This window comes from Micromonospora sp. NPDC126480, assembly GCF_040302465.1.
GTDB lineage: Bacteria > Actinomycetota > Actinomycetes > Mycobacteriales > Micromonosporaceae > Micromonospora.
On sequence record NZ_JBEORU010000017.1, the window covers coordinates 69,597 to 96,240 of the forward strand.

General features: G+C 71.5%; 21 protein-coding genes. 4 read left to right on the plus strand and 17 right to left on the minus strand.

Annotated features, from left to right (window positions below):
- Positions 1 to 18: 18 nt before the first annotated feature.
- From ABTW87_RS17540 to ABTW87_RS17620, 17 genes are all read right to left on the minus strand, one after another.
- Positions 19 to 1,221: an MFS transporter gene (locus tag ABTW87_RS17540; RefSeq protein WP_350651866.1), complete on the minus strand. Its 1,203-nt coding sequence runs from the start codon at positions 1,219 to 1,221 to the stop codon at positions 19 to 21.
- An 83-nt stretch (positions 1,222 to 1,304) separates the two neighbouring features.
- Complete coding sequence (locus tag ABTW87_RS17545) at positions 1,305 to 2,528, minus strand: HEAT repeat domain-containing protein (protein ID WP_350651867.1); 1,224 nt, start codon at positions 2,526 to 2,528, stop codon at positions 1,305 to 1,307.
- A 114-nt stretch (positions 2,529 to 2,642) separates the two neighbouring features.
- Positions 2,643 to 3,815, minus strand: a complete 1,173-nt coding sequence (locus ABTW87_RS17550; RefSeq protein ID WP_350651868.1) for an SMP-30/gluconolactonase/LRE family protein — start codon at positions 3,813 to 3,815, stop codon at positions 2,643 to 2,645.
- Positions 3,812 to 4,576, minus strand: coding sequence for a helix-turn-helix transcriptional regulator (locus ABTW87_RS17555; RefSeq protein WP_350651869.1), 765 nt, complete (start codon positions 4,574 to 4,576; stop codon positions 3,812 to 3,814). The genes ABTW87_RS17550 and ABTW87_RS17555 overlap by 4 nt, the downstream gene beginning before the upstream one ends.
- A 220-nt stretch (positions 4,577 to 4,796) precedes the next feature.
- Positions 4,797 to 5,399: a cysteine dioxygenase gene (locus ABTW87_RS17560; RefSeq protein WP_350651870.1), complete on the minus strand. Its 603-nt coding sequence runs from the start codon at positions 5,397 to 5,399 to the stop codon at positions 4,797 to 4,799.
- A gap of 36 nt (positions 5,400 to 5,435) precedes the next feature.
- Complete coding sequence (locus ABTW87_RS17565) at positions 5,436 to 5,801, minus strand: hypothetical protein (protein ID WP_350651871.1); 366 nt, start codon at positions 5,799 to 5,801, stop codon at positions 5,436 to 5,438.
- 278 nt (positions 5,802 to 6,079) lie between these two features.
- Positions 6,080 to 8,014, minus strand: coding sequence for an AfsR/SARP family transcriptional regulator (locus ABTW87_RS17570; protein ID WP_502891600.1), 1,935 nt, complete (start codon positions 8,012 to 8,014; stop codon positions 6,080 to 6,082).
- Positions 8,015 to 8,146: 132 nt separating this feature from the next.
- Positions 8,147 to 8,854: a winged helix-turn-helix transcriptional regulator gene (locus tag ABTW87_RS17575; protein ID WP_350651873.1), complete on the minus strand. Its 708-nt coding sequence runs from the start codon at positions 8,852 to 8,854 to the stop codon at positions 8,147 to 8,149.
- Between the two features lie 106 nt (positions 8,855 to 8,960).
- Complete coding sequence (locus tag ABTW87_RS17580; protein WP_350651874.1) at positions 8,961 to 10,208, minus strand: cytochrome P450; 1,248 nt, start codon at positions 10,206 to 10,208, stop codon at positions 8,961 to 8,963.
- Positions 10,165 to 10,860, minus strand: a complete 696-nt coding sequence (locus tag ABTW87_RS17585; protein WP_350651875.1) for a copper resistance CopC family protein — start codon at positions 10,858 to 10,860, stop codon at positions 10,165 to 10,167. Before ABTW87_RS17585 ends, ABTW87_RS17580 begins: the two co-directional genes overlap by 44 nt.
- Before the next feature lies 1 nt (position 10,861).
- The gene (locus ABTW87_RS17590) at positions 10,862 to 11,434 is read right to left on the minus strand and encodes a hypothetical protein (protein ID WP_350651876.1); all 573 of its coding nucleotides are present in this window, start codon (positions 11,432 to 11,434) and stop codon (positions 10,862 to 10,864) included.
- Positions 11,435 to 11,437: 3 nt separating this feature from the next.
- Positions 11,438 to 12,016 carry a flavin reductase family protein gene (locus ABTW87_RS17595; protein ID WP_350651877.1) on the minus strand — a complete coding sequence of 193 codons (579 nt, stop codon included), beginning with the start codon at positions 12,014 to 12,016 and terminating at the stop codon, positions 11,438 to 11,440.
- Positions 12,017 to 12,068: 52 nt separating this feature from the next.
- The gene (locus ABTW87_RS17600; protein WP_350651878.1) at positions 12,069 to 12,518 is read right to left on the minus strand and encodes an acyl-CoA thioesterase; all 450 of its coding nucleotides are present in this window, start codon (positions 12,516 to 12,518) and stop codon (positions 12,069 to 12,071) included.
- Positions 12,519 to 12,520: 2 nt separating this feature from the next.
- Positions 12,521 to 18,295: a type I polyketide synthase gene (locus ABTW87_RS17605; protein WP_350651879.1), complete on the minus strand. Its 5,775-nt coding sequence runs from the start codon at positions 18,293 to 18,295 to the stop codon at positions 12,521 to 12,523.
- Positions 18,292 to 19,266 (minus strand): enediyne biosynthesis protein, encoded by a 975-nt coding sequence (locus ABTW87_RS17610; RefSeq protein ID WP_350651880.1) that lies wholly within the window; start codon positions 19,264 to 19,266, stop codon positions 18,292 to 18,294. The genes ABTW87_RS17605 and ABTW87_RS17610 overlap by 4 nt, the downstream gene beginning before the upstream one ends.
- Entirely contained in the window at positions 19,263 to 21,236 is a 1,974-nt protein-coding gene (locus tag ABTW87_RS17615; protein ID WP_350651881.1) for a CRTAC1 family protein, read from the minus strand. Before ABTW87_RS17615 ends, ABTW87_RS17610 begins: the two co-directional genes overlap by 4 nt.
- A complete protein-coding gene (locus ABTW87_RS17620) occupies positions 21,237 to 22,208 on the minus strand; it encodes a DUF1702 family protein (protein ID WP_350651882.1) in 972 nt (323 codons plus the stop codon).
- A 344-nt stretch (positions 22,209 to 22,552) separates the two neighbouring features.
- Between ABTW87_RS17620 and ABTW87_RS17625 the strand changes: the two genes are divergently transcribed.
- The 4 genes from ABTW87_RS17625 to ABTW87_RS17640 all read left to right on the plus strand — a co-directional run bounded on the left by ABTW87_RS17625 (position 22,553) and on the right by ABTW87_RS17640 (position 26,643).
- Positions 22,553 to 23,431, plus strand: coding sequence for a helix-turn-helix domain-containing protein (locus ABTW87_RS17625; RefSeq protein WP_350651883.1), 879 nt, complete (start codon positions 22,553 to 22,555; stop codon positions 23,429 to 23,431).
- A 196-nt stretch (positions 23,432 to 23,627) separates the two neighbouring features.
- A complete protein-coding gene (locus ABTW87_RS17630) occupies positions 23,628 to 24,170 on the plus strand; it encodes a hypothetical protein (protein ID WP_350651884.1) in 543 nt (180 codons plus the stop codon).
- A 146-nt stretch (positions 24,171 to 24,316) separates the two neighbouring features.
- On the plus strand, positions 24,317 to 25,438 hold the full coding sequence (locus ABTW87_RS17635) for an ABC1 kinase family protein (protein ID WP_350651885.1): 1,122 nt from the start codon (positions 24,317 to 24,319) through the stop codon (positions 25,436 to 25,438).
- A 50-nt stretch (positions 25,439 to 25,488) separates the two neighbouring features.
- Positions 25,489 to 26,643, plus strand: a complete 1,155-nt coding sequence (locus tag ABTW87_RS17640; RefSeq protein ID WP_350651886.1) for an epoxide hydrolase family protein — start codon at positions 25,489 to 25,491, stop codon at positions 26,641 to 26,643.
- The last annotated feature ends 1 nt before the right edge of the window (position 26,644 follow it).

A 26,644-nucleotide genomic window follows, 5' to 3' on the forward strand; every position in this document is an offset into this window, starting at 1 on the left:
CCGTGCGGAAGAGCGTTGTCACGGGGTCGGTGCGGTCGCCTTCGCCCGGGGCAGCCTGAGGGAGAGCCAGACCGCGAAGAACCCGCACAGCCCGAGGACGAGCATCGCCGCCCGCAGCGAGGTGAAGTCCGCGACCCAGCCGTAGGCCAGCGGCGCGACGAGCAGGGCGGCATAGGCCGACATCATGATGCCGGCCGCCACGGACCCGGTGTTGGCCGCCAGCGGGGCCGCGGCGCTCAGCGCCGTCGGCTGGACGCCGGCAACGGCGAGCCCGAGAACGGTGAACGCCACCACGGCCGTGCCGACGTTGTCGAACACGAGCAGCGGAACCACCGCCACGAGGATCCCGAGCGACGAGATCAGCAGTGAGACACGAGGACCGAAGCGGGCCACCACCGGCGCGTTGAGGAAGCGCCCCACCAGCATCGCGCCGTTGAAGATGGCGTACGTGACACCGCTGAGCGCGATCGGGGCGTCCAGGTTCACGACGTAGATGACCGTCCAGACGACGGCTACGGCCTCCGCGGCGCTGCCCAGGAAGGTGATGCCGGCGAGCTTCAGGAAAGCGGGGCTGCGCAGCAGGGACCCGTCACCGGCGGAGGAGTCGTCTTCCTGCAGCGCGGGGGCGAACCGGACCGGCAGCGTCGCCAGCACCACCGGGACGCAGAAGACCAGGACCGACAGCGCGGACACCGCCTGGAAGGAGAGCCCCGCCGCGAGCACCAGGCCGGTGACGACGGCGCCGGCCATCACCCCCGCACTTTGAAGACCGTGCATGATGTTCATGACATGCCGGCCGGTCGCCTGCTCCAGATCCATGCCGGCGCTGTTCGTGGCGGCGTCGAGCATCGCGAAGCCGAGGCCCGACAAGGCCAGTGCCAGGGTGAAGGTCCACAGGTTGTCGGTGACGGCGAGCACCAGCATGCCGGCACCCAGCAGGGCGAGCGCCACGATGGACTGGAGTTTGGTGCCGAGCCCGGTGTACAGCTGGCCGTTGAACATCAGAACGAGGAGACCGACCAGCGGAAGGGCGAGTTGCAGCGTGCCGAAGATGCCCTCGCTGAGGGCGAGGTTGGTCATCACCTCGATCCAGATGACCCCCTGCACACCGAGCACGATCCCGAAGGCGATGAACTGCGCCACCAGGATGGCGGTCAGGGCCCGCGGGCTCCAGCCGCGCTCCACGGGCGCGGCAACGTCGCGCGTCAGCTGACGATCCATGAATCCTCATCTCGAAGTGGGACAGGCGGGCGGGGTGGGCCGAGAGGAACCTCGGCCCACCCCTTCTTGAAACCGGACCGGCACTAGGCCTTGGTCACGCGGGGGTCGGCGTCGGCCACCCCGTCGAGGTCGAGGTCGAGCTCCCCGTTCACGGTCCCGTGGCAGGGGATGCTGTTGACGCTCAGGGTGCCGTTGCCGGTGACGTCACCGAGCTTGCCGCGGAAGGTGCCGTAGATGACCGTGTTGGCCATCTTGCCGACAGCCGGGTCCGCGGTGCTCACCAACTGGACCGTGCCCGGGGCGACGACGCCGCTCTCCAGGTAGCGGTTGATGTCGGTGTGCGCCCAGCCCCAGAAGCGGCCCCGGACGCTGCGGAAGACGCCGACCTCACGCAGCCGCTGGCCGCGAGCGCTGTCGGAACCGTCCGACGAGCGCCACTCCACGTGCTGCATGTTCTGCGGGCGCAGCCGCTCGGTGCCGGCCGCACGCGACAGCGACACCGGGGTCATGATGGCCGGCCCCTCCTTCACCAGCCCGGACTTGTAGAACGGCCGGATGGTGTTGGACTCGTAGACGTGCTGGGTGACGGTCTCGCTCATCGCGTAGGAGGCGCCCCGGAACAGGAACGTCTCGTAGTGGTTGCTGCCGTCGTCGTGGTAGCCCAGCAGCTCCTTCTCGATGACCAGGTCCGTCAGGTACGTGTCGGTGTTGGTGCACGCCAGCACGCGCCCGAGGATCGAGGCGAACCACTGCGGCGACAGCCGCGCCTGCACCCAGCCGACGCCCGGGATGTTGACGTCGGCGAAGCCGGCGATCTGCAGCGGCAGGGTCTGGTCGAACGTGCGGTCGTTCTCCCACACCAGCTCGTTGTAGACCGTCGGGAAGTGCTCGCCGGTCAGCTCCTGGAGGAACAGCGAGGCCCAGTCCCGGACCTCGGCGTTCTCGTCGTGCAGAGCGTTCTTGAGCACCGGGACGACGGCCTTGTCGCCGTGCTTGACGAGCAGCCACAGCAGGTTCCAGCGCACCGACGGGTCCGCCTCGTTGCGCAGGTGGTGGGTGAGCGCCTCGATGGACCGGCCCTGGTTGCGGTGGGCGTACTCCCACAGCGCGCGCTCCCGCTCCGAAGCGCTGGCGCTCTCGGCCGCCGCGCGCCGCAGCTCGTCGTCGCTGCGCTTGTCGAAGTTCGCCAGCTGGCTGACCGCCGGCGCCCCGAACTGGAACCGCTCGGCGATGTCCTGGTGGGCCTGGTCCCGGATGAGGCGGTCGAGCTCCGCGGCCCCCACCTTACCGACTCTCTGGTCCAGCATTTGCCACTCCTCACATGGCCTGTCGGGGTTCTCCCGACCCGTTGTCAGGGCGTTCTCCCTGACATCTCCAGCATGCTGTCTATCGGCGTGGATAACTTCTTCGATATTTCGAAGTCAGCGGATGACCTTGACGCTTTCCAGGGTGTCGAATCCGCGGAACATGAACTCCAGGTCGTCCTCGTCGACATCGTCGTAGACCTGGATGTGACGCTCGACGGCGCCGTCGAAGTCGAGTTGATAGACGCGCCGGCGTAGCGTCTCCGCGACCCAGACGGACCGGCCGTCCGATGAAATTCCCGAGCCGAGGAATCCGGGCTTCGGATGGAAGATGACACGGTGCGCGCCGCCGTCGGCGGCGACCCTGACCAGAACGCATTTCTCCTGGGTTCCCTCGCTCATCGTCGCGATGAACGAGTTGTCCGGGAGGCGGACGACGCCGATGAGTGACGCGTCCACGCCGGCGATGTTGGCCAGCACCTCCTTGTCCCCGGTGTGGACGTTCACCCGGACGATCTCGCCGCCGCCCGCCTTGCCGTGCGGCTGGCGGGTGTTGGCGACGAGCACGTGGTCCGGACCGTCGACCGTCAGGGTGGAGGGCTGGTCGAGCCCGTCGGTGAGGACGGACACCTCACCGCTGTCCAGGTCGATCGCGATCACCCGACCGTTGCCCTGCCAGTTGTTGAAGTCGCAGGCCAGGACGCGCTGGTCGTCCGGAGTGACGACGATGCCCGCGAGGTCCAGCATCCGGTCGGCGTACGGCACGCCGCTGACCGGGTCGAACGCCGCGAAGGCGCGGGTCAGTCGACCGGTCCGGGTGTCGATCTCGAGGACCGCGCTGCTGCCCGGGATCCCGACGTGGTTGGCCGTCGGTCCCCGCATGCCGCTCAGCGAGACGTAGAGTCGGCCGCGGTCGGAGCTGGTCGCGGTGTCCCACAGGTGGGCGCTGCACCAGCTCGACACGTCGAGGTAGGGCCGGCTGGCACCATCGCGCAGCAGGTTGATCCGGCCGGTGGCCTGGTCGCACACGAGCAGGTCGCCCGTCTCCAGAACGGTGGAGCCGTGCGCCGTGGTGACGAACGAGGTGTCGACGACCCGGTGCACGGTGGGCAGGTGCGACACACCCTGCACCCGGATCACCGAGGTGACCAGTTCCTCGATCTCCCGCAGCGCCTTGTCGGAGGAGTCGGCGGCGAGGACCGAGATCGTGTACTGGTCGCCCCGGGCCGTGGGCAGGCCGGGCAGGAGTTGATCGCCGGCGGTGGGAGTGGTTTCCGTTGCCTCGGTCATGATGCGCTCCTCCGCAGGAGTGGGGGTGGGGTCTTCCGGGACCGCAGCAGAAGGTGCGGTACCGCGGTCAACAACGGGGGGTCGGTCGGCTCGACGGGCCGCAGTACGAGGTCGACGTGATTGCCGAGGCGCCCGTTGCTGATCCGCAACGGCCGGTCGCCGGAGGCGACCAGAACATCGCCGCTCGCCGGGTCGAGGAGCAGATTGCTCCGCGGCTCCGTCGACCAGGGAAACGACACCGCGAATACGTGGTAACGGCCGTCGGGAACGGCTGGAAGCAGGTAGATCGAAGAGCCGAGAACAATTGTGTGGGCGACCGGTTCACCCTGTGGAATCGCCTGCCGGTAAAGCCCGACGAAGACCGGACGCGGATCGCCGCCCGACCCGTGGACCGCATTTCCGTCCCGGACCACGCGTACGGTGCCGGCGGAGATCTGCTTGTGGGAATGGAAGACCGGCGGAAAGGACCGGTCGGTCAACTGCACGAGTTGATCGAATGTGGGCCAACTGGCGGAGTTGGACAGCGCACGGAACCGGTACGGCGAGATTCCGACCATCTGCGTGAAGCGGGAACTGAAAGTGCCGAGGCTGTTGTACCCGACCTGGAAGCAGATGTCGGCCACCCGCAGGTCCGACTGGACCAGCAGCCGCTTGGCCGCGTCGAGCCGCAGGGCCGTCAGGTAACGGCTGGGCGGGACGCCCACCACCGAGCAGAACATCTGGTTGAAGTAGGCGGTGCTGAAGTTGGCGATCCGCGCCATCTCCGTCAGCGATCGCGGCGCCCCCAGATCCGCCCGAAGGGCCTCGATGACCCGACGCACCGCCCGGTGCTGGTCGGCCCGCACAGCGTGCGCCGGCGGGTGACCCTGCTCCGCGCCACGCCGCCCCGGGGACGGGGTTCGGACGGCACCGGGCCGGCTCGCCGGGTGGACGAGGCGATGTCTGCCGGGGCTGTGTCCCGCCGCGGCGGCGAACTCGACCTCACGCCACATGCCGCACGGTCCCCTTGGTCCACAGCTGCCAGGCGTTCTCGACGTCGAACCACAGCCGCCGCGGCTGCAACCGGTAGGTGCCGTCGGGTTGTGGTTCGTAGATGAAGAAGTCGTTGACCGGGGTGAGGTAGATGTGCACCGTGGCCGCTCTCTCGTCGGTGGCGTTGACCATGTCGTGCAGCTGGAACTCCTCGTCGGGGAGGATCGGTGTCACCGTCCGCCCGGTGAGTCGCAGCGTGTCGAGGCGTTGAAGCCGGACGCTGCCCCCCTCGGTTCCGACGATCCGGTGCTTCGTCTCGATGGTGGTCCCGGCCAGCGCCGCGACCGCGCCGACCGTGCCGCTGTGGTCGTGGATGGGACTCGCGCTGCGCGGACTCCACGACACCACCACGATCTGGAAGTCGTCGTCGCGAGCGTTGAGCAGCATGCGGGTGTACAGGCCACGGGTGGTGGCCGGCAGGGAGACACGCCGGTTCGCCGGGTCGGCGACGAACTCCGACAGGGCGGTGGAGAGCGCCGCCAATGACTCTCGCTGCGGCAGATTCCGTCGCTTCGTCTCTCGGACAGCTTCGATCAGCTCTACAGGATTCATCTGGCCCTCCTCATGCCGTTGGGCGGCCGGTACGGGCTACTCGTCCGATCGGGACACGAGATGGATCACACCGGCGGGATCCGAGATCCAGTGGGCGGTCATGAAGTCGACCGGCTCGATCTCGTCCCGGATCGGCACACCGGCGTCAGCGAGGTACGCCGCCGCGGCATCGGGGGCGTCGGTGTTGAGTTCCAGCCACACGTCCGTCTGGCTGTAGTTGTCAACCCGGTCGAGCCATAGCCGTACGGGGCCGAACTGGAACCGCTGCGCACCCCGGAACTCACCGAGGTCGGGGAGCCTCAGCGTGTCGCGGTAGAAGGCGACGGTCGCATCGAAGCGGAACTTGGGGATCTTCAGAGCGATGTTCGTACCGCCGGTGAACCGCGGGGTGTCCACAGTCATGAGGTCGCTCCAAAGCACAGACCGGTCGTTGCCGGATGAACTGGGTGGCACTGCCGTAGCTGTGAAGGTCGACGGCCGTCGCGCCGGAATGCAGCAAGCGTATTGAGGTTGCTATAGGAAGGTCAAGCAGTCGGCGCCCGCGTGGCGCCCCGTCGGCGTGGTTGAGCAGCCTGGGAGAAGCACCGGGTGCCACCGGGATCCGTCGCCCGGTGCGAACGCCTTCCGCTCCCGGAGAGCCGGCCCGGGGCAGCGCGGTGTGCCGGATCGGCGCCGGACGCTCAGGACGCCGCCGCCGGCAGGCCGTCGTGAACGGCCTGGGCCGACTGCAGACAGTGGCAGCCGGCGCTGCAGGGACCGACCCGTACCGAGTGCGGCGAGTAGCCGAAGCGGCTGGAGACCTCCCGGGCGAGTGCCCGCGACGTCCGCAGCATGTGGTACCGCCGGCCGCGTGGACCGCTGCGCACCTCGAGGAGGGACTTGTCCACCAACCGGTCCAGCAGGAGCCGCACATCGCCGCTCTCTCCCGACAGTGCCAGCGTGACCTCGCGGGCGGCCTCCAGGCAGAACTCACTGGCGACGGCGCTCAGGCTCGCGAAGCAGCGCTGTTCGGCCGTGTCGAGCAGTTCCAGGCTGCGGTGTGCGGCGGCATGCAGGGAGCCGTGGTGCCGGGGGCCACCCCGGCGGGTCGGCCGGATCGCCTGCAGCGGATCCCGCATCCGGGTCGACAACGTCCACAACGGATCGGTACGCAGGCACGCGGCGGCCAACTCGATCGCCAGCGGCAACCCGTCGAGCTGACGACAGATCGCCGCGACCAGGGCCGCGTTGCTGCGCGACAACTGAAAGGCCGGGCTCACCTGGGCCGCTCGGCGGGCGAAGAGCTGCACGGCAGGCAGCTCCCTCAGCCCGTCGGCGTCGATCACGCTGTCGTCGCCGACCGCCAAGGGGCGCACCGGGTGCACGGCCTCGTAGGCCATGCCGAGGATCTCCCGTGACGTCACGACGACGTTGATGCCCGGCGAACCGCGTAGCAGGTTGTTGACGAGCTCGGCGGTCTCGTCGACCACCAGCTCGGCGTTGTCCAGCACCACCAGGAGCTGACGCTGGCCGAGGGGCTCCGACGCGCCCTCCGGGGTGGTCTCCGGCACCGGGCCGACGGCGGCGACGGCGGCGGCGACGTCCGCCCGGCTTCGCGCGCCGGACAGCTCGACGACCGCGACGCCCCCGGCGTAGCCGTCGCGGGCCGCCTCGGCGAGAGCGAGCGCGAGGGCGGTCTTGCCGACGCCGACCGGTCCGGTGAGCGTCACCATCCGGTAGCGTTCCAGCAGGTTGAGCAGTGCGGCCAGGTCCTCCTCGCGGCCGACCAGGTCGTCGACGACCGGGCCCGGGCCGCGCCACGGTGGACGGTCGGGGACACCCTTGGCGGCCGGGCGGACCTCGGCCGTGACCGCGATCGCTTCCCGGTAGGCGACGGCGAGGTGCGAGCCCGGTTCGACGTCCAACTCCGCGCGCAGCCGGTCGCAGACCTCCGCGTACCGGGCCAGGGCCGCCGCCCGCTGGCCGGTGCGGGCGAGGGCCTGTACGCACCGGGCCTGCACCGCCTCGTTGAAGGGTTCGGCCAGGGCCAGCCGCTCGGCGGTGGGCAGTACCGGGCGGGCCCTGCCGTACTCGATGCCGAGCCGGACGTACTCGAGGCCGGCGTTGACGAGTTCCTGCCGCAACATGCCGATCGCCGGGTGGTCCGGCAACAGGGCCGTCAGGTCGCTCAGGAACGGATCCTGCCACGCCCGCATGGCCTGCCCGAGCAGCTGGAACGCTGGCTCCTCACGGTCGTCCTTCAGCACTGCCGCCGCCTGTTGGGTCAGCGTCCGGAACACCTGCAGATCCAGCTGTTCGGCGGAGACGTTGAGCCGGTAACCGCCCCGGGTCGAGCTGATGACGTTGGTGCGTCGGCGCCGCGGCATGTCCGGTTCCAGCACTCGCCGCAACCGGGCGATGTACGTGTGGACCAGACCCATCGCGCTCGTGGGCGGGTTCTCGCCCCACAGTGCGTCCGCGAGCTCCTCCACCGCGACGCGCTCGCCCGCGCGCAGCGCCAGCAACGCCAGGACGGCGCACTGCTTCGGTGGACCCAGTTCCACCTCGACCGGGCCGATGGAAGCGCCGAGCGGGCCGAGAATTCGAACTCGTAGCGCACTTTCGGCACTCTGCACGGCTTCCCCCAGGTCCCCCAAAGCAGTGCCGGCCGGAGCCGGCGTAGCGAGGATAGCCGATACCTTGAGTAGGCGACAGGCGACCGAGAGCTACCTCGGCCGCGCTCGGCCGGCCTAAACCAGGCGAAGGCCTCAGTTCTCGCGCTGCGCGGGGACCAGCTGACCGAGGTCGTCCCGTTCGCTGGCGAGACCGAGGAGGACGATGCAGCGGCGCACCGCCGCCGCCGAACCACTCACCTGGACGGCGCCGGTGAGCAGGGCCTCCATCGGCTCGATCACACCGCTGCCGACGTCGAAGAAGGTCGTGACGTCGGTGCGTACGCGAAGCGCCGGATCGGCCGCCGGCCCCAGCCGCGTCCGCGCCGTCCCGTCGTCCACGGCGATGTGGAAGACCTCCGAGTCCACCTCGAACTCGTAGCTCTCGTCGGCCGTGGCCCGCGCGGCGTCCACCATGGCCTCGACGGCCAGGATCGCCCAGGAGGCGCGAACCACCGAGGCGCGCCGTGGCCCTCGCTGCTCCGCGAGCATCGCCAGTCCGAACCGCGCCATCGCCAGCACCGGCTCGCGCAGCCGCTCGCCCTGGGTGGTCAGCTCGTAACCACCGGTGCGCCGCCGGGCGTCCACCGGCCGGACGATCCCCGCCTCGGCCAGGAAGGCCAGTCGATCCGCCAGCAGGTTGGTGCCGATCCCCGGCAGGGCCTCCAGCAGCTCACGATAGCGACGCGGCCCGAGCAGGAGTTCCCGGATGATCAGGAGCGTCCAGCGCTCGCCGACGACGTCCAACGCGTAGGCCAGGCCGCACTGCTGGTCGTAGGTACGCCGGGCGTGACTCGCCTTCATGCCTGCTCCTCAGTCGGACGCGGAGCACGCGCGTCCTTTATTAAGGAGTAGCACAGCACGCGCAGGAACTGGATCCCCCGACCGTCCCGACGGCCCGGCACCGGAGCTACGGCGCCGTGCCCCGCTCCGGCGTGAAGCTGACCGGCAACTCCTCCACTCCCCGGAACATGGTGCTCCGCTGGTAGATGAGGTCCTCGTCGTCGATGGCCAGTCGCAGGTCGGCGAGCCGGACGAGCCGACCGAAGGCCGCCCGTGCCTCCAGCCGGGCGAGAAGGGCACCCACACAGAGGCGCATCCCCGCACCGAAGGACATCGGCTGGACGTTCGAGCGGGTGACGTCGAAGCGTGCGGGTTCGGCGAAGACGCTCTCGTCGTGGTTGGCCGCCCCGATCAGCGCCACCGCCAGCTCACCACGCCGCATCGTCCGGCCGCCGATCGCCACGTCCTCGGTGAGGTATCGGCTGTTGGACTGGACCGGCGAGTCGTACCGCAGGAACTCCTCGACGGCGTTCGGGATCAGGTCCGGCTGCTGTCGCAGCAGCGCCAGCTGACCCGGGTGGCGGAGCAGCGCGAGCATCCCGTTGCCGATCAGGTTCGTCACCGTGTCGTGTCCGGCGAAGACGACCGTCACCGCCATGCTGATGATCTCCTCCACGGTCGCGCGCCGGTCGTCGCCATCGGTCGCCCGGAGCATCACACCGAGGAGGTCCGCACCGGGTTCACCGGTCCGGGTCCGGCGCGCCAGCGCCTGCCGGAGGTACTCGACGAACTCCCCCATCGCCTGCTGACCGCGGACGATCTCCGCCGGGCCGGCGGCGAGGTCCAGGGTCGGTGCGATGCCGAGTGACCAGGACCGCAACAGCGCGCGATCCGCCGGCGGGAGGCCCAGCAGGTGGGCCGTCACGGTCAGCGGCAACGGGTACGCCACGTCGTTGACGACGTCCATCGTGCCGCGCCTCGCCAGCGGCGCGATCAGGTCGTCGACGATCTTCTCGATGGTGCGTTGCAGGCCGCGAATCCTGCGCGGTGCGAACGCCGGACCGATCATGGCGCGCAGCCGACCGTGGTCGGGGTCGTCCTGGAACATGATGGTGTGCCGGAGGATCTCGCTGAGCGGCCCGGGCCCGACCAGGCCGGCCCAGAAGTCCCGGATGCCGGCGCGCCCGTACCGTGGGTCGCTCATCACGGTGCGCACGTCGGCGTACCGTGTGACGTACCAGATGCCGCGTGCGCCGCGATGCACCGGCTCGTTTCGAAGTAGCCAGCGGTAGTACGGGTACGGGTCGCGCTGGACCGCCGGGCTGGCGGCCTCAAATCCGGTGTCGGGGATCGTCACGTCGAGCGACTGCGTCATCTCTTCCTCCTCCTTGCTCCTTGTCCGCCGGTCCCGGCCGGCGCATCGAACTGCCGTGCCGTCGCCGCACGAACGCCATCAGGACGATCGCGAGCACGACCGCGTCGACGCCGAGGACGGCCAGCGTGATCGGATCGACGGCGCCGTGCGCATGCCCACCGGAGCCGCCGCCCCCGGGCCCGACCGCCGCCGGGCCCGCCGCCGACGGCGGGACCGCAGGGCCGCTGGGAAGTGCCACGGAGCGGCCCGCACCCGACCCGCCCACGGTGAACGTCACGAGGCCGGTCAGTTCCCGTCCGTCGCCGAAGACGACGTGGTAGCCGGCGCGGTAACGGCCCGCTCCGGGGACGTCCAACGGCAGCGTCAACGTGCTGCCGTCGACCCGTGCCACGCCGCCGGACACCGCGCCGGCCGCGCCGTACACCGCCACGTGCGTTCCGTCCGCGTCCGGCGGCGCGGTGAAGGTCAGCGACAGGTTCTCCGGCGGGTCCCGCAGGTGGGCGCCGTCGGCCGGGGCGACGGAGACAAGCCGTACCGGTGCCCGGTCGACGGCCAGCGCCAACAGCGGCACCGACACGGCGAGCACGGCCACCGCGGCACCGCCGGCCAGCCGCCACCACACCCGGCGGGCGGCCGGACGCGGGCTGGCCATCTCACCCGGCCTGGACGGCGACCCTGGGCAGGCAGCCGCAGGTCATCTGCTCCCGTTCCCGCCGGCTGGGCCGCAGGTGGTAGTACATGGCCACGACCATCGGAAGGAAGACCGCGGCGTTGTAGAACAGGTGCAGTTCCACCCGGGGAAGGACGAGTTGCAGCAGGCTCGTCGGGGCGGCCCGCCCGGCGATGTAGGTGCCGGTCAGCGCCTGGACGAGCAGCAGCAGGTGCTCGAGGTGATGCCAGATCTGGACCGCGAGCGCGATCAGCCACCAGGAGCGGCCCCGACCGACGAAGCCGCCGCGCAGGACCCAGAACCCGGCCAGCATGACCAGGGCGTACCCGTAGTGCAGCCACTCCTGCTCGACGAGGACGGGGAACGGCATTCCGAGCAGGCCGCGTGCCTCCGGACGCGGCCAGCCGAGGACCCAGATCTGCGCCGCCTGCACGAGGTGCTCGGCCCAGTGGGCGAGCACGATCAGCAGGAAGACGGTAAGCGCCGGACGATGGTAGGTGCCGTTCAAGCTGGAGGTGACGCCGGCCGGAACGGTCCTCGTCTCGTGCTTGGTCATGGACTACCTCCGCGAAGTGCGATCGGGATCCGGGCGGCCGGCACGCCGGTCACCCGGTGCGGCGAGCCGGCAGTACCGGCCGGAGAAGAAGACAAGCGCCTCGGCGGCGCGCGAGCGCGCGGACAGCAGCCGGCCGAGGAAGATCGAGTGGTCGCCGCCGTCGTAGGTACGCCACAGGTCGCATTCGAGCCAGGCCAGCGAACCCTCGATCAGTGGCGCTCCCGTGCGCTCACCGGCCAGCCAGGCCACGTCGGCGAACTGCGCCGCCCCCCGCGGTCGCCCCTGGCTGGCGAAGTAGCGGGCGATGTCCTCCTGTTCCGCGCCCAGGACCGACAGGGCGAATGATCCGGCGGCGACGATGCTGTCGTGCATCACCGCGTCCCGGTCGACGCAGACCAGGACCAGGGGCGGGTCGAGCGAGACCGACGTGAAGGAGTTCGCGGTCATCCCGTGCATCCGGGGACGGGCCACGGTCACCACGGTCACCCCGGTCGCGAAGGTGCCCAACGCGACACGTAGCGGCTGTCCCTGGTTCCGCACAGCCGGACCGGCTGCGGCGACGGCCCCCGACGGTCGCGGCATGGGCACCTCCTCCGGGTAGGCGGCCCCGCGTCGAGCCGTCCCGGTCGACCGGTCAGCCACCGCTGGTCACCAGGGCCGCCGGCCGGTACGACGCGAGTGCGTGCACCAGCGCCGAGGGCACCCGCGCCGGGACGGTGCGCCCGTTCGGTCCACGCATGCAGGCCACCCGCTGCCGTCCCCGGGCGACCAATCGCTCGCCGCCGGAGCCGAGCAGCAGGTAGTCGAAGGCGAACTCGATCTGGGTCTGGGTGAGATCGACCAGCCGCATCCGGACGGCGAGCTCGTCGAACGCGCTCAGCTCGGCGAAGTACTCGCAGTCCACCTTGACCGTGAACAACTTCAGGTCCGCGCGCAGCTCGTCCAACACCTGGGGTGCCTGCTCGTGCAGGAACATCTCCCGGCACCGGCCCTGCCAGCGCAGGTAGTTGACGTAGTAGACGTTGCCGACGAGGTTGGTCTCCTCGAACCCGACGACGTGTCGGTACTCGTAGTAGTGCGGCACGGTCAGGACCCCCCGAGAACGGCGATCACCGTCGGTGTGTCGACGCCCCGCAGCGCGGTCGCGACCGTGACGACCCGCAGGCGTCCCGCGGCCAGCACGACGCAGCCCGGCTCGGGCACGGCGTGAAGCACCAGCCCCGCGCCCGGTGGCTCGCCCGCCTTCTGGAGGCACTCGATCGCGCACCAGACGCGGGTCGCGGCCACGTCGAACTCCTCGCCGGTCTCCCGGCTGACGAGTCCCGGCAGCGCGGCGTGGACGGTGAGCAGCGCCTCCCACTCCGCCCTGGGGCGTCGGCGTACCCCCTCCAGGTCGCAGCTCAGCGGCACGTCACCGGCGACGGCGAGCGTGTGCCGCTCGACGTGCGCCACGGAGACCGCCGGCGCGCCGTCGACCTCCGGGCGGCCGTCGGGCCGGTACCGCACCCGCACCGGCCCGCCCAGCGCCCGGGCGAGTGCCGTCGCCGTGACGCCGTTCGCCGAATCGTCGTGCGGCTCCACCGCCACCGTCAGCTCCGTCCCCAGCAGGTCCTCCAACCGACGCTCGAGAACGGAACCGAGCAGCGGTGACGACCACGGCCCGGCAACGTCCCGCTTCCGCACCGCCCGCAGTCGCAGCCCGGTCCACCGCTCGATCACGGTGCCGGACCGGTCCCGCACGGCCACGTCGTAGACGTAGGTGTCCCCCTTGTGCTCCCGTTCCCGTGCCAGCAGGGTCACCTCCTCCGCGGCCGCCAGTTTCGGCCCGGCCGGCTCGATCCGTTCGACCCCGGCCGGCAGCAGGGTCGCGTCGGGCACGCACACCTGGATGCCGTGCAGGAACGCGTCACGGGCACCGGGGTCGCCGAGCAGCAGCTGGTGCGGCAGGAACAGGCCGAACCACGCGGGCGCGTCGCTGGTCGCCACGTCGGCCTCCGCCCAGCGGGCCGCGACCCGGCGGTACCGCAGGAGCCGTTGAAAGCGAGCGCCCTGGAACAGCACGTCGCCGTAGAGCTCCCGCATCGGGTCCAGCGGAACCTCCGGCAGGTCCGCCGGGGGCGGGTCGAGCTCGTCCGACAGCCCGTCGACGGGGTGGAGGCGCAGCGCGGCGCGGAAGTGGTCCGCAGCGAAGTCCGTTTCGCTGCTGCGGATCGCCACCTCCACGGCCTGGTCACGGACCAGAGCGGCGATTCGGATCGTGGTGGACCCCGATTCCGGCACGACGATCGGCCGGGCGAACTCCACGTCGTCCAGGACCGGCGTCCCGACGTCGCCGAGCAGGGCCCGGGCGACCTGCACCATGGCCTCCAGGCCGAAGACGGCCGGGAACAACAGGTTGCCGTCGAACCGGTGGTCCTCCAGGTACGGGTCCTTCGCGGGCGTCAGCTCGGCCTCGGCGACCAGTTCGACACCGTGGTAGTGGACGGGTACCCGCTCCAGGAAACGCAGCAGCGGAAGCTCCGGCGTCTCGCGGCGGACGGTGTCCAGCCCTTCGGAGCGGCCCGCCACGACGACGGCCGGAGGCAGGTCGGTCCGGGCCAGTAGCCGGCGCAGCGTCCGCACACCCTGCTCCGGTGGGATCGGTGTGACGCCGGAGCGCAGCAGCGACTCCACCACGGACAGCCGCTCCCCCATCCCGACGCCCGACCACACCGACCACTCCACGCAGAGCGCCCGGCACCCGGGGTTGGCCCGGCCCACCTCGGCGGTCATGTCGGCCAGCCACTCGTTCGCCGCCGCGTAGTGCGCCTCGCCGTGCAGCCCGGCTCGGCCGATGATGCTGCCGAAGGTGACGAGCAGGCGCAGCGCCGCCGGATCCGTGGCCTCCAGCACCGCCCGCAGGCCGTCGACCTTGGGGGCGAACGCGGCCCGCAACGCCGCGGCGTCCAGGCTGGCCAGCGCCCCGGGTTTGTTGTAACCGGCGCCGTGGAGCACCGCGGTGATCGCGCCGAGATCCGCGCGGACCCGCTCGACGGCGGCGCGCACGGCGGCGGGATCGGTGACGTCCGCCCGGAGGTAGCGGACCGCGGCGGCGCGCTCCGCCATCCGCTCCAGGTTCGTCGCGAGTTCCGCGTCCGTCGCGGGATCCGAGCGTCCCAGTATCGCCAGCCGGGCACCGGTCTCCGCGGCGAGGGCCAGGGCGCACTCCGCGGTGATGCCCTTGCCGCCACCGGTCACCAGCAGCACGTCCGCCGGCCCGAGCGGCGGCGGGCCGTCGTCCGGGTCGCCGTCGGGCATCGGCCGGAGGACGGGGATCCGGCGTACGCCGTGCGCGTCGTAGGTCACCTCGACGAATCCCGTGGTGGCGGCGACCTCGGCGACCACCCGGTCGACGGCCGCGGGCTCGAGTGGGAGGTCCACCACCGTCGTACGCAGGGCGGTGGCTTCGAGGCGGGCGGTCTTGGCCATGGCCGTGGCGCCCCGACCCCGCTGCACCACCACGAATCGGGAGCCGGGCGGCTGCCGCAGCGCCGTCCGGGTCGCCTGCAGCGCCAGTTCCAGGTCCTCGGGTCGGCACGGTGCTGGAAGGCACAACAGCACTCCGCCGCCGACGCCGCCCCGTTGCAGCGCCGCCTGCAGCGGCGTGGCCAGCGGATGGTCCGCCGTTGCGAAGACCTGCCACCTCCCGTCCGCCTCGCCGGGCTTCGCCGGCTGCAGAGGGGTTGCGACGAGGTCGACGCGGAACGGCCGCACCCACGGGGCGATCCCGGGCACGTGCGCCTCGGCCGGCGCGGTGGTGTCGGACGTCTGGGCGAGCTCGTCGAGCGCCTCGGCGAGCTCCCGCAGCGTCGCGGTCGCGAAGTTGGTGGGTGCCTGGGCGGCGCCGAGGCCCATTTCCCGGGTGGCCTGGTTCACCAGCTGTCCCACCGTGATCGAGCTCAGGTGCAGGTCCTCCAGCAGTCGGCTGTCCTCGCGTACGGTCTCCGGCGGCAGCTCGGCACGCTCCGCCGCGAGCCGGCGCAGCAGGTCGAGGGCTCCCTCTGCCGCGACCGTCGCCGGGTCGGCACCGGCCGGCCGGCCGGCCGTGGTCCCACCGGTCGCGGCCGGGGTCACCGCGACGGCCTCGGGTGCCGGCAGCGGGCTGCCGATCGGGGCCTCGCAGGGATTGGCGAAGAAGGTGAGGTCGGCGTCGATGTCCAACGGTCGCGCCAGCCGGCCCTCGAAGAGCGCCCGGTGCGTGACCGGCGCGCCCCGGACGTATCCGGCGGCGACGGCCGTGAGCAGGCCGGTCAGCGACTCGTCGTCGGTGTCGACGGCGACCGTGGGCACGTCGCTCAGTTCCCGGGCCATCCGGCTCAGGACCCGCCCCGGACCGACCTCGACGAGCAGGTCGACCTCGGCGGCGGCGGCGATGACCGCGGGCGCGAACCGCACCGGCTCGGTGATCTGCCGGTGCAGCAGCCTCCGCAGGTCCGCGTCGGGCGGCAGCATCGTCCCGGTCACCGTGGAGAACACGCGACGGGAGACCGGAGCGAAAACCTGCTTCGCCAGGTGGCCGGCGAAGACCTCGGCGGCCGGGGCGACCAGCGGGGAGTGGAAGGCGTGCGACACCGGCAGGCGGGCCCAGACCAGGCCGGCGGCCGCGGCCCGGTCGCAGACCCGCGACACCGCGTCGACCGGTCCGGCGACAACGGTCTGGGTGGGACCGTTGTACCCCGCGATGACCACCGGCTCGCCGGCGATGACCGGTGCGACCCCCTCCGGTCCGGCGGCGAGGCCGGCCATCGCACCGGGCTCGCCGCACTCCGCCATGACCGCGCCGCGCGCGGTCGCCAGGTTGAGCAGGTCCTCCTCGGTGAGGGCGCCGGCCCAGTGCAGGGCCGTGATCTCACCCAGGCTGTGACCGACCGCCACCGTGGCCCGCAGACCCAACTCGTCGAGGACCCGCAGCCCGGCCAGCGAACCGGCCACGATCCGGGGCTGCGCCACCGCGGTCGCCACGCCGTCGGCGTCGACGGGCAGCGCGGCCCGGCGGTACACCTCGTCGGCGACGGCGAAACGGCGACGCAGTGCCCCACCGCCGGTCCCTCGCCCGGAGCCCTGCCCCGGGAAGAGGTAACCGATACGGGCGCGGCGTCGGGCCTGCCCGATGAACAGCCCCCGGCCGGGGTCGTGGACGTCCGGGTGGTCGCTGTCGAGGGCGGCGAGCGCGTCGGTCAGCGCGCCCTGCGCGTGCTCGGGGGATCCGGTCACGACCGCCGCCCGGTAGGGGCGGTCCCGCAGCCGGCCCTGCAACTGCGCGGCCAGATCGGCCAGTTCCGCGTACGCCAGCCGGCCGACGACCCGCGCCACCTCGGCGAGCCGGTTCCGCAGCTCCGCCACGGTGTCGGCGTCGAACAGCAGCAGTTCCACGTCCTGGACGGAGCCGGCCAGGGACTGGATACGGGGATCGAGCGCCGTGGACCGGCGCGGCGCCGGGCCCTCGAGAGCGAGGTGGGTGTTGATCCCGCCGAAGCCCATGGCGGTGACCCCGGCGCGCACGGGGAACGCCTCCGGCCACGGCTCCGCCCTGCGCAGGACCCGCAGCACCGGCCGGTCACCGGTGAGGTCGGGGTGCGGGTCGACGCAGCCGATGCTCGGCGGAACCACCTGGTGGTGCACGGCGAGCGCGGCCTTGATCAGGCCGGCGACGCCGGCCGCCGCCTTGGTGTGGCCGATCAGAGCCTTGATGGAGCCGAGCGCGGCGGGCGGCACCGTCGGGTCCGCCGCCCGTCGCGCCGACGACAGCGCCCTGATCTCGGTCGCGTCCCCGACCTCGGTTCCGGTGCCGTGGCCCTCGAACATCGCCACGGTGTCCACGCCGAATCCCGCGCGGTCGTACGCCCGGCGCAGCGCGAGCTGGTAGCCGCTCTGCTCCGGGCGGGTGATCCCGCCACGACCGTCGGACGAGATGCCCCAGCCCGCCACGGTGGCGTAGCTGCGGTGCCCGGCCGCCCTGGCCTCCGCCTCCCGCATCAGGACCACCATCCCGCAGCCCTCGCCCGGCCAGAACCCGTTCGAGCCGCGGTCGTAGACCCGCATCTCGCGGCGGGCGAGCGCGCCGGTACGGGCGAAGCCCACCATCTCGAACGGGTCGATGGAGAGGTCCACCCCGCCGGCGATGGCGACGTCGGCGTCGCCGTCCACCAGGGCGGTGCAGGCCATGGCCACCGACAGCAGCGAGGACGAGCAGGCCGCGTCGACGGTGTAGCCGCCACCGCGCAGGTCGAAGTGGTTGCAGATCCGGCCGGCGATCGTGTTGGAGAGGGCACCGGCCAGGGTGTCCTCGTCGCCGGCGGGAAACGGGCTCTTGTAGCGCTGCTCGTACTCCTTGAGGAACCCGGTGACCCGGTCGGCGCTCCAGCCCTCCTCGATGAGCGCCGCGGCGAGTGTGCGGCGCACGTACGGCCAGCGCAGCCGCATCACGTTGGCGCGGCTGAACTCACCGGTGAGCGTGTTGCCCACCACGACCGCGGTCCGCTCCACCGGCAGCCCCACGCCGTCGGGGAATCCGGCGTCGGCGATGGCCTGCGCGGCGACGTCCAGAGCGAGCCAGTGTGTCAGGTCGGTGGAACGGTAGGTGCTTCCGGCGATCTTGAAGCGCACCCGGTCGAACTCGTACCCCCGGATGACGGCCGCGTTGCGTACGTAGAAGCGATCGGCGGCCGCGGGATCCGCCGCCCAGTAGTCCGCCAGGTTCGTGCGCTCGTCGGGCAGTCGGCGGAAGGCCCGCCGCCCGGCCAGGACGTTCTCCCACAGTTCGTTCGGCGAGGTGGCGTCCGGGTAGCGGCAGCCGATGCCGATGATCGCTATCCGCGTCATGCCCGCACGACCTCTCGGTCAGCCGGGGCCACCGCCGGAACGGTCAGGTCGAGGCCGGTGGTGGAGGTGGGCTTCCCCTGCTCGGCCGACTGCCGTTGGTGCCGCCGGACGATCTCCAGGGACCACAGGAAGATCCCCCGCGTCAGGCAGACCAGCACGGTGGCGAAGAACAGGCCGTACACGATGCTCATCCCGGTGAGCAGTCCGTAGTAGACGGCCGCTCCCCCGCCGAAGGCGATCTGGGACAGCGGCCGCATCGGCGTCGTTCCCGGGTCCGGGAGCATGTAGTTGCTGAACAGCACGAAGGCGACTCCGGTCATGGTGGACAGCGCCGCCGGTATCGAGGTGTCCAGCAGGAGGCCACGGACGACGGACTGCAGCACGAAGACCAGCAGCCAGGCGCCGATCAGCCACATCCGCTTGGTGAGCATCCCGTTGAGCATCGTGCCGAAGAAGATGATGATCAGCGGGATGATCCAGTCGAACGGGTTGCCGACGTGCTCGGTGAACTCGTACGGCGGGGCGATGCTGACCCAGGGGAACAGCAGCAGCACCACGACGATCCCGAGGTTCGACGGGTTCATGAAGTGCCGCATGCGTCCGTTGACCGGGGCCCGCAGCAGCCACTTGCCGGCGATCGCCGCCATCACCCCGAACATCATCACCAGCACGCGGTCGTTGACGTACAGCAGCATGTTGACCGCGAGGCTGGTGATGTGCGCCGGGTAGAGGAACTCGACGACGCCCCGTACGCCGCGACCGCGGAAACGCGGCGCGCGTCCCTCGCCGCGGGCCCCGAGCACCTCCAGGAACAGTTCCGTCAGATAGCCGGTGGCCAGTGCGATGAACGGCCACGACCACGGCTGCTCGAAGCCCAGGACGGTGTAGCCGGCGATGTTGAGGACGGAGATCGAGATTGCGAAGTTCCGCAGCGCGATGACGCGCGGATCGCGCGCGACGGTGCTGGTCATGGCGTGGCCTCCTGAGCCTGCGATCCGAGGTGCAGAGTGTGCCGACCGGGGGCGAGCTGGAGTTGCTGCCGGCGAACGGTCCCGGTGCGGTCGCGCCAGCTCAGACGCAGGTCGACCGGTCCGGCGGCCGCACCGAGGCCGAGGTGCACCTCGGGCCCGCGCTTGCCGGAGTGGCCGCTGCCGCCGTCGACGTGCCCGATCACCGTGCGACCGTCGGCCGTGGTCGCTTCGACCTGCGCGCCGATGACAGGTGAGCCGGCCACCGGCAGGGCACCCGGGCGCGCGGCCGGAGCCTGGTGCGGGTGGATCAGCCGCAGGGTGAGGAAGTTGCCCCGCGCGGGGCTCTGGTTGCGGTAGAAGACCGGCGCGTCCCACTGCCGGGCGAGCGCGAAGTCGAGCCGGCCGTCGCCGTCCGCGTCGCCGGTCGCGATGCCCCGACTGGGGATGCGGGCCGCGAGGCCCAGCTCGGCGCTCACGTCCTCGTACCGGCCGTCCGCGGCCCGCACGTGGAAGGCGAGGTGCTGGTTGCCGGCGATGTCGTCGCCCTCCTCCACGCGCGGCCACCACCGGGGATTGTCGAGCAGCATGTCGTTGGTGGTGGCCGCCTCCTGCAACTGCGCCCACCGGTTGACGTGCCCCTTGACGAACCCTGCGGTCTGCACGATCTCCGGACGGCCGCTGTTGTCGAAGTCGCCGAACTTCACGTCCCAGCTCCAGCCGCTCCAGGCCAGCCCGAGGGGCGCGCTGCGGTCCTCGAACGGGGCGGTCCCGGAGGCCAGCCTGCGGCGTGCCTCGGCCGCGTCGGCGGCGGTGTTGACGAAGGCGAAGTTGCTCTCCTGGATGCCGAAGGTGGTGGTGATGTTGCCGACGTACAGGTCGACCCGGCCGTCGGCGTCGAGGTCGCCGAAGTCGGCGCCCATGCCCTTGAACGAGTCGGCGCCGACGCGCTTCGACTTGGGTACGAACGGCGAGTGCGGCCCGGTGACGGCGGCGAACTCGATGTGCCCGGGGGTGGAGCGGTTGTGCAGCAGCCGGTCCGGGCCGAAGTCGTTGGCCAGGTACAGCTCGGGCAGCAGGTCGCCGTCGAGGTCGTTGGCGGCGGCGGCGAGCGTCCAGCCGCGCGAGACGGCCTGGTCGAAGACGTCCGGCGCCTCGGCGTAGGAGGCGCTCGGCTCGGCACCGGCGGTGGCGCCCACCCAGCGGAAGACGTGGTCCTCGCCGCCGTTCGTCGCGTTCGACATGGAGCGGTTCATCGCCACACCGCCGCTGACGTCGGGGTTCAGCACCGGGCCGTCGGGAAAGTAGTTACCGACCAGGATGTCGATGTGGCCGTCACCGTCGAAGTCCGCGACGGCGACCGCGTTGGTGTTCCACTGCGGGCCGCGGTACTCCCCGGACGGGACGGTCGGGACCAGTTCGACCGGCCGGTACGCCGACACGGCGAGGGCCGTCGCGTCGGCGCGGGCGAGAAACAGCACCGGAGTACGCCCCCACCAGTACACGAGGAGGTCGAGATGTCCGTCCTCGTTGAAGTCGCCGGGGGCGCACCCCATGGGTGCGATGTGCGGGTTCATCGGCAGCGGGGCGGGATCGAGGACGAAGGACCGGTAGCGGTCGGCGCCGGCGCCGGGAGTGGGGGCGACCACCACCCGGTCGATCCTCGGGTCCACCAGGCAGAGGTCGTTGGAGAGGCCGTCGCCGTCGAGGTCGCTGATGGCGACACCCGCACCGACCGACGAGATCCACGCCCGGATGTGCTCGTAGTCCTGGTTCACGTGGCGGATGCCCTGCTGCGGGTAACCGCCGGGTACCGGGATGGACAGCGGGTCGAACTGGAACGCGGCGGCCAACCGTTTCCGCTCGTCGGCGGACGCCTCGGGCAGCCGAACGACGAGGAACGTCGCGGCGAGGAGCACCAGGGCGACCGCTCCCGCCAGATTGCGGCCGAGCCAACCAGTGATCGATGACAACTAGCACCTCCCCAGGAGAGCCAACTCTTCGGCGATGCGCCGCCGCCAGATCTCGAAGGCCGGCAGCGCGGCGTCCGCCGGCAGGCCGAGCAGCGCGTCGTCGGTCACCGCCGCTGCGCGCTCCGGCGTGAGCCCGCAGAACACCTCGGTGGCGGTGCGCGTGTGGGCGGTCACCAGCCCGGCGCGCACCCGCGCCTTCGCGGCGAAGGCACTGCCCTGGGCGACGGCGGCGCGGTGCTCGCCCGCCCGGTCCCGGAACGAGCGCAGTTCCGCCTCGCCGGCCCCGCCGGCGTAGGTCGCGGCCAGTCCCGCGCCGCTGAACAGGTCGGCCCGTCGGTCGGGCGTGAACTTCTCGATGCGGACGGCGACCCGGTCCGGATCCGCCCCCTCCACGAACCACAACACCCGGCCGAGGCCCTGGTCGATCGCCCGGTGCCGGTACGGCCGGGTGGTGTCGCCGGGCCACCGGAGGTCGTCGCGGTGCTGTCCGTCCACGTACCGCTCGGTGTGGAAGTAGCCCTGGTGGAAGCCGTAGCCGTCGAGGGCGAGCCACCTCAGCAGCGGGTCGGTCGGCAGCACCCTGGCCCACAGTGGCCGGGGCAGACGGGCCAGTGCCCAGCCGATCCCGACGTGGACCATGTAGACGTGGTCTCCGGCCCGGCCGCGCAGGAACCGCGCGACGGAGCGGGGCCGGCCCGGGCGTAGCGCGTCGAGGACCGCGAACCCCATGGCGGCACCCTCGTACGCGAAGCCGCGCAGCGGCCGGTCGACGCGTTCGAGCTGCTGCTCGGCCTCGTTCGGGGTACGCGCGTAGGCGGCCTGCCCGAAACCGGCGATGAAGGTGGCGCCGACGCTCTCCAGCAGGTCCCGGGTCTGCCGGTCCTTCGCGTGGAATCCCCGAACCTCCGGTTGGCAGTCGCGCAGGCTCGGGGTCAGCAAACGGCTGCGCAGTTTTCGCCAGGCACTGGACATCACTCACCCCTGCACAGGTCGGATTACGGAGGTCCGGACACACGGGACGCGGGCGAAAGACCGGTCGTAGCCGGGCGACCACCGCCTCGAGGCAACTCCCGGCGGGCCGTGCGCGGCTACCCGGCTATGGTTGCGGACCGCCGACACCGCTGTCTTCTCGCAACTTGCTTACCTGGCGGGGGCGGTGCGAGATCGGGTCGAGATATGCCTCGTCCTCGGGCGAATGCGGATATCGGCACCGCCCGGCGGGCTGCCCGTCGCCCACTCAGCTATATGTATTTCAAGACTCCTTCAAGGCGGCGTCAGCAAACTCGCGGACATCCGCCGTGCCACTTGGAGGAGCTGTGATCAGCAGCGTGATCAATCGTCACCGCCTGGGCAAGGATCGGGCCGCCGCCGTCGCACGAGTCGTCAGCAGAATGAAGAACAGGCTGCATGAGCCACTCACGCTCACCGAGCTGGCGCGAACAGAGCACTTCAGTCCGTTCCACTTCCACCGGGTGTTCCGGGAGACCACCACGACGACTCCGGCGCGGTTCCTGGCCGCGCTACGGATGGCCGAGGCGCGCCGGCTGCTCGTCCACTCGCAGCTGACCGTGACCGAGGTCTCCACCCGGGTCGGCTACCACAGCACCGGAACCTTCACCACGCAGTTCACCCGGCTGGTCGGCGTGCCGCCGGAACGCTTCCGCCGACTGGCCCGGTCGCTACCCGACCGACCGGTCGCGGATCTGCTGCCGGCGGCCGGCGGGGCCGCGCGACCTCCGCGCGGGGCCGGCACGCTCGTCCGACCACAGAACGGCGCCCGGCGGGCGTTGCTGTGCCTGGTGTATCACCCGGCCGGCGACGACGGCCAGCAGGACGCCCGCTGGGCGTTCGGGCCGGGCGGGGAGCCACCGCCCCTCGATGCCGTGCCGGGCGGGGTCGAGTACGAGGCCTCGGTTGTCGCGATCGATCCGGCGGCCACTCCCACCGAGGCTCTCGTCGATCACGCGGAGGGCAGTCGTCTCATCGGGTCGGTCCGGTTCCGGTCGCCCGCGAACGAGCAGTCGGGCCTGCAGGTACCGGTCCCGCTACGCCGGCCCCGGCCCATCGATCCACCGGCGCTCTCCGTGGTGCCGGTACGGTGGCTGGTCGAACTGGCCCAGGAACTGCGCCACCCGACGGCACGGCTGCAGCACCACGACGCCGTCGCACAGCGGATCCTCTCACCGGCGTCGTGATCTTCGCTGTCGGCCGTCGGCGCTCCCGATGACATCGACCGGCGACATTGCCTGACGCTGTCCGCGAAGCAGTCGCGCTGCTATCGTTTTTTCAACTTACTCGGCGCGGAGGTGTCCAATGACATCCAGCCATCTCGATCATTCCGTCGACCTCCGGGACCCACGTCTGATCCCGGGCAGCAAGCACCACGTCGCCATGACCATCGACGGCGAGTTGACGCTCTACCTTCCGGACGGGGAGACCCTGCCCTGCGCCAACGTGCAGGGGCTCACCGCCGTGTTGACGGACGCGTCGGTGACGACACTGCCGGACGGCCGCCCCCGGGTCGGCCTCACCCGGCTGCTCACCTACTTCCACTCGTCGGAGACCGGAGTGCTCATCTCGCTCAACCCCACCCGGGAGAACACGGGCACCCTCACCGGCATCGCCGCGGGTGGCGTCGAGGCGCTGCTGCCCGGAAACGTCACCTTCGACCAGTACCTGCTCATCAACCTGCGCGGCCGGCTCTACGCCAACCTGGAACCGCTGGTGATGGCCGCCGAGTCGGTCACCCGTTGGCCGCCGATGGGCACGCCGATCCTCTCGCAGAGCGCCACCATGTTCTACGACGTCCAGGACCTGCCGGGCGGGATCGCCGCGCGCACCACCGGTGGGGCCAGGCCGAAGCTCGCCCTCGCCGCCGACGACCTGTGCGGCAGCCGGCTGACTCGTTACGTGGACATGTCCCCGGTGCCATGAGGACCACGCGGACACGGCCGAGCCGATGGGCCCTGGCTCGTCGGCTCTGCGCCGTCCTCGCCGTCCTGGTCGTCGCGACCGTCCGGCTCACGGCCCGATGGACGGTGTCCGCTCTGCCCCGCCGCTCGGGACCCGGTCGCCGAGCGGTGATCGCCACCACCCTGGCCGACACCGTCGAACTGCTCGGCCCGGCGTACGTCAAGCTGGCCCAGATCCTCAGCACCAGGGCCGACCTGTTGCCGGAGGAGGTCATCCGTGCGATGCGGCGGCTGTACGACCAGGTTCGGCCGCCCCCGCCCGGTAAGGCCGTCCGGTCGGTTCCGTCCGCTCTTCTCGCGGAGGTGGACGGTGGTCTGGTTCCGGTCGCCGCCGGCAGCATCGCCTGTGTCTACCGGGCCCGTCTGCACAGTGGACGGCTCGTGGCGGTCAAGGCACGGCGGCCCGAGGTCGTCCGGCTGATGGCACTGGACCTGACCCTGCTCGAGCACGCGGCACGGCTCGTGGGCCGGCTGCCGGCGCTGCGCGGGGCTCCGGTCCGGCAGGTCGTCGGTCAGGTCGGCGATGCCATCTACCAGCAGCTGGACCTGGTACGGGAGGCGGAGAACCTCACCACGATCAAGCGTGACCTGGCCGACCTGTCCGCGGTGCGGATCCCGGCCGTCGACCACGCCCGGTCGGGGCCGGAGGTCCTGGTCCAGGAGTTCATTCCCGGGCTCGGTCAGGACGGTCCGGTCTCTCCCGCTGCCCGGCGGGCGGGGGCGCTGACGGCGATGCGCGCCTGCTTCCACATGCTCTTCCTCAGCGGCCTGGTCCACTGCGACATGCACCCCGGCAACGTCTACGTCCAGCGCGACGGCACCTGCGTCATCCTCGACACCGGCTTCGCGTACCGGCTGACGCCCTACGCCCGCCGCCGCTTCGCCGAGTTCTTCTACGCGATGTCCCGTGGTGACGGCGCCCGGTGCGCCGACGTGGTGCTGGAGACCGCCACGGTGCTGCGGCCCGACGCCGACCTCGCCGGGTTCCGGCGGACCCTCAGCGAGCTGGTCGTCCGCAACAGCCGGGTCGCGGTACACGACTTCGATCTCATCGGCTTCGCACGGAAGCTGTTCGACGCGCAGCGCAGCCACGGACTGGCGGCCGATCCCCAGTTCGTCTTCCCGATCCTGGCGCTGCTCGTCCTCGACGGCACCCTGCGGCAGCTCTGCCCGGACGTGGACTTCCAGAAGGAGGCCATCCCGTACGTGCTGCGGGGACTGATGGTGTGAGCGGCCCGGGGCGCTGGAGCCCTCCTCGACCAGGACCAAGGAGCAGACACATGATCCCGTTCCGCGTCGCGGTGCCCCAGGCCGACCTGGACGACCTGCACCGCCGGCTCGCACAGACCCGGTGGCCGGAGGACCACGCCGGGACCGGCTGGCAACGGGGTGTGCCGGTGGCCTACCTCCGCGAGCTGGCGGAGTACTGGCGCACAGGGTACGACTGGCGGGCCGCCGAGGCGCGCCTGAACCGGCTACCGCAGTTCAGCACCGAGATCGACGGCGCCGCCGTCCACTTCCTGCACGTGCGCTCCGCCGCACCGGGCGCGCAGCCGCTGCTGCTCACGCACGGCTGGCCGGGCTCCGTCGTGGAGTTCCTCGACGTCATCGGGCCGCTGACGGACCCGGCCGCCCACGGCGGTGATCCGGCGGACTCCTTCCACCTGGTCATCCCCTCGATACCGGGGTTCGGCTTCTCCGGCCCACTCCGGCAGACCGGGTGGGGCGTGGACCGGGTCGCCGGCGCCTGGGCGCAACTGATGCACCGCCTGGGGTACCGCCGCTACCTCGCGCAGGGCGGGGACGCCGGCGCCTGGATCTCGCTCGCGCTCGGCGCGCTGGACGCGGCGCACGTCGCCGGCGTACACGTGAACTTCCTGCCGAGCGCGCCACCGGCGGATCCGGCGGCCCTCGCCGACCTGAGCGACCGGGACCGTGGTCGGCTCGCCTCGCTCGCCCGCTTCGCCGCGGACCAGTCCGGCTACATGAAGATCCAGTCCACTCGACCAATGACCCTCGCGTACGGCCTGACCGACTCCCCCGTCGGCCAACTGGCGTGGATCGTAGAGAAGTTCCGCGAGTGGACCGACTCGGCCAAGGTTCCCGAGGACGCGGTCGATCGGGACGCCATGCTGACGAACGTCTCGATCTACTGGTTCACCGGCACGGCCGCGTCCTCCGCGCAGCTCTACGTGGAGATGGCCGACCTGCTGCCCACGGCCACGGCACCGCGCCCGGCGCCGGCGTTCGACGGGCCACTCGGCGTCGCGGTGTTCCCGCACGACCCGGGGCAGGCCATCCGCGCATTCGTCGGCAGGCGGTATCCGAACATCGTCCACTGGAGCGAGTTCGACCGCGGGGGGCACTTCCCGGCGATGGAACGACCGCACCTGTTCGTCGACGACGTACGCGCGTTCGCCCGGAAGCTCCGCTGAC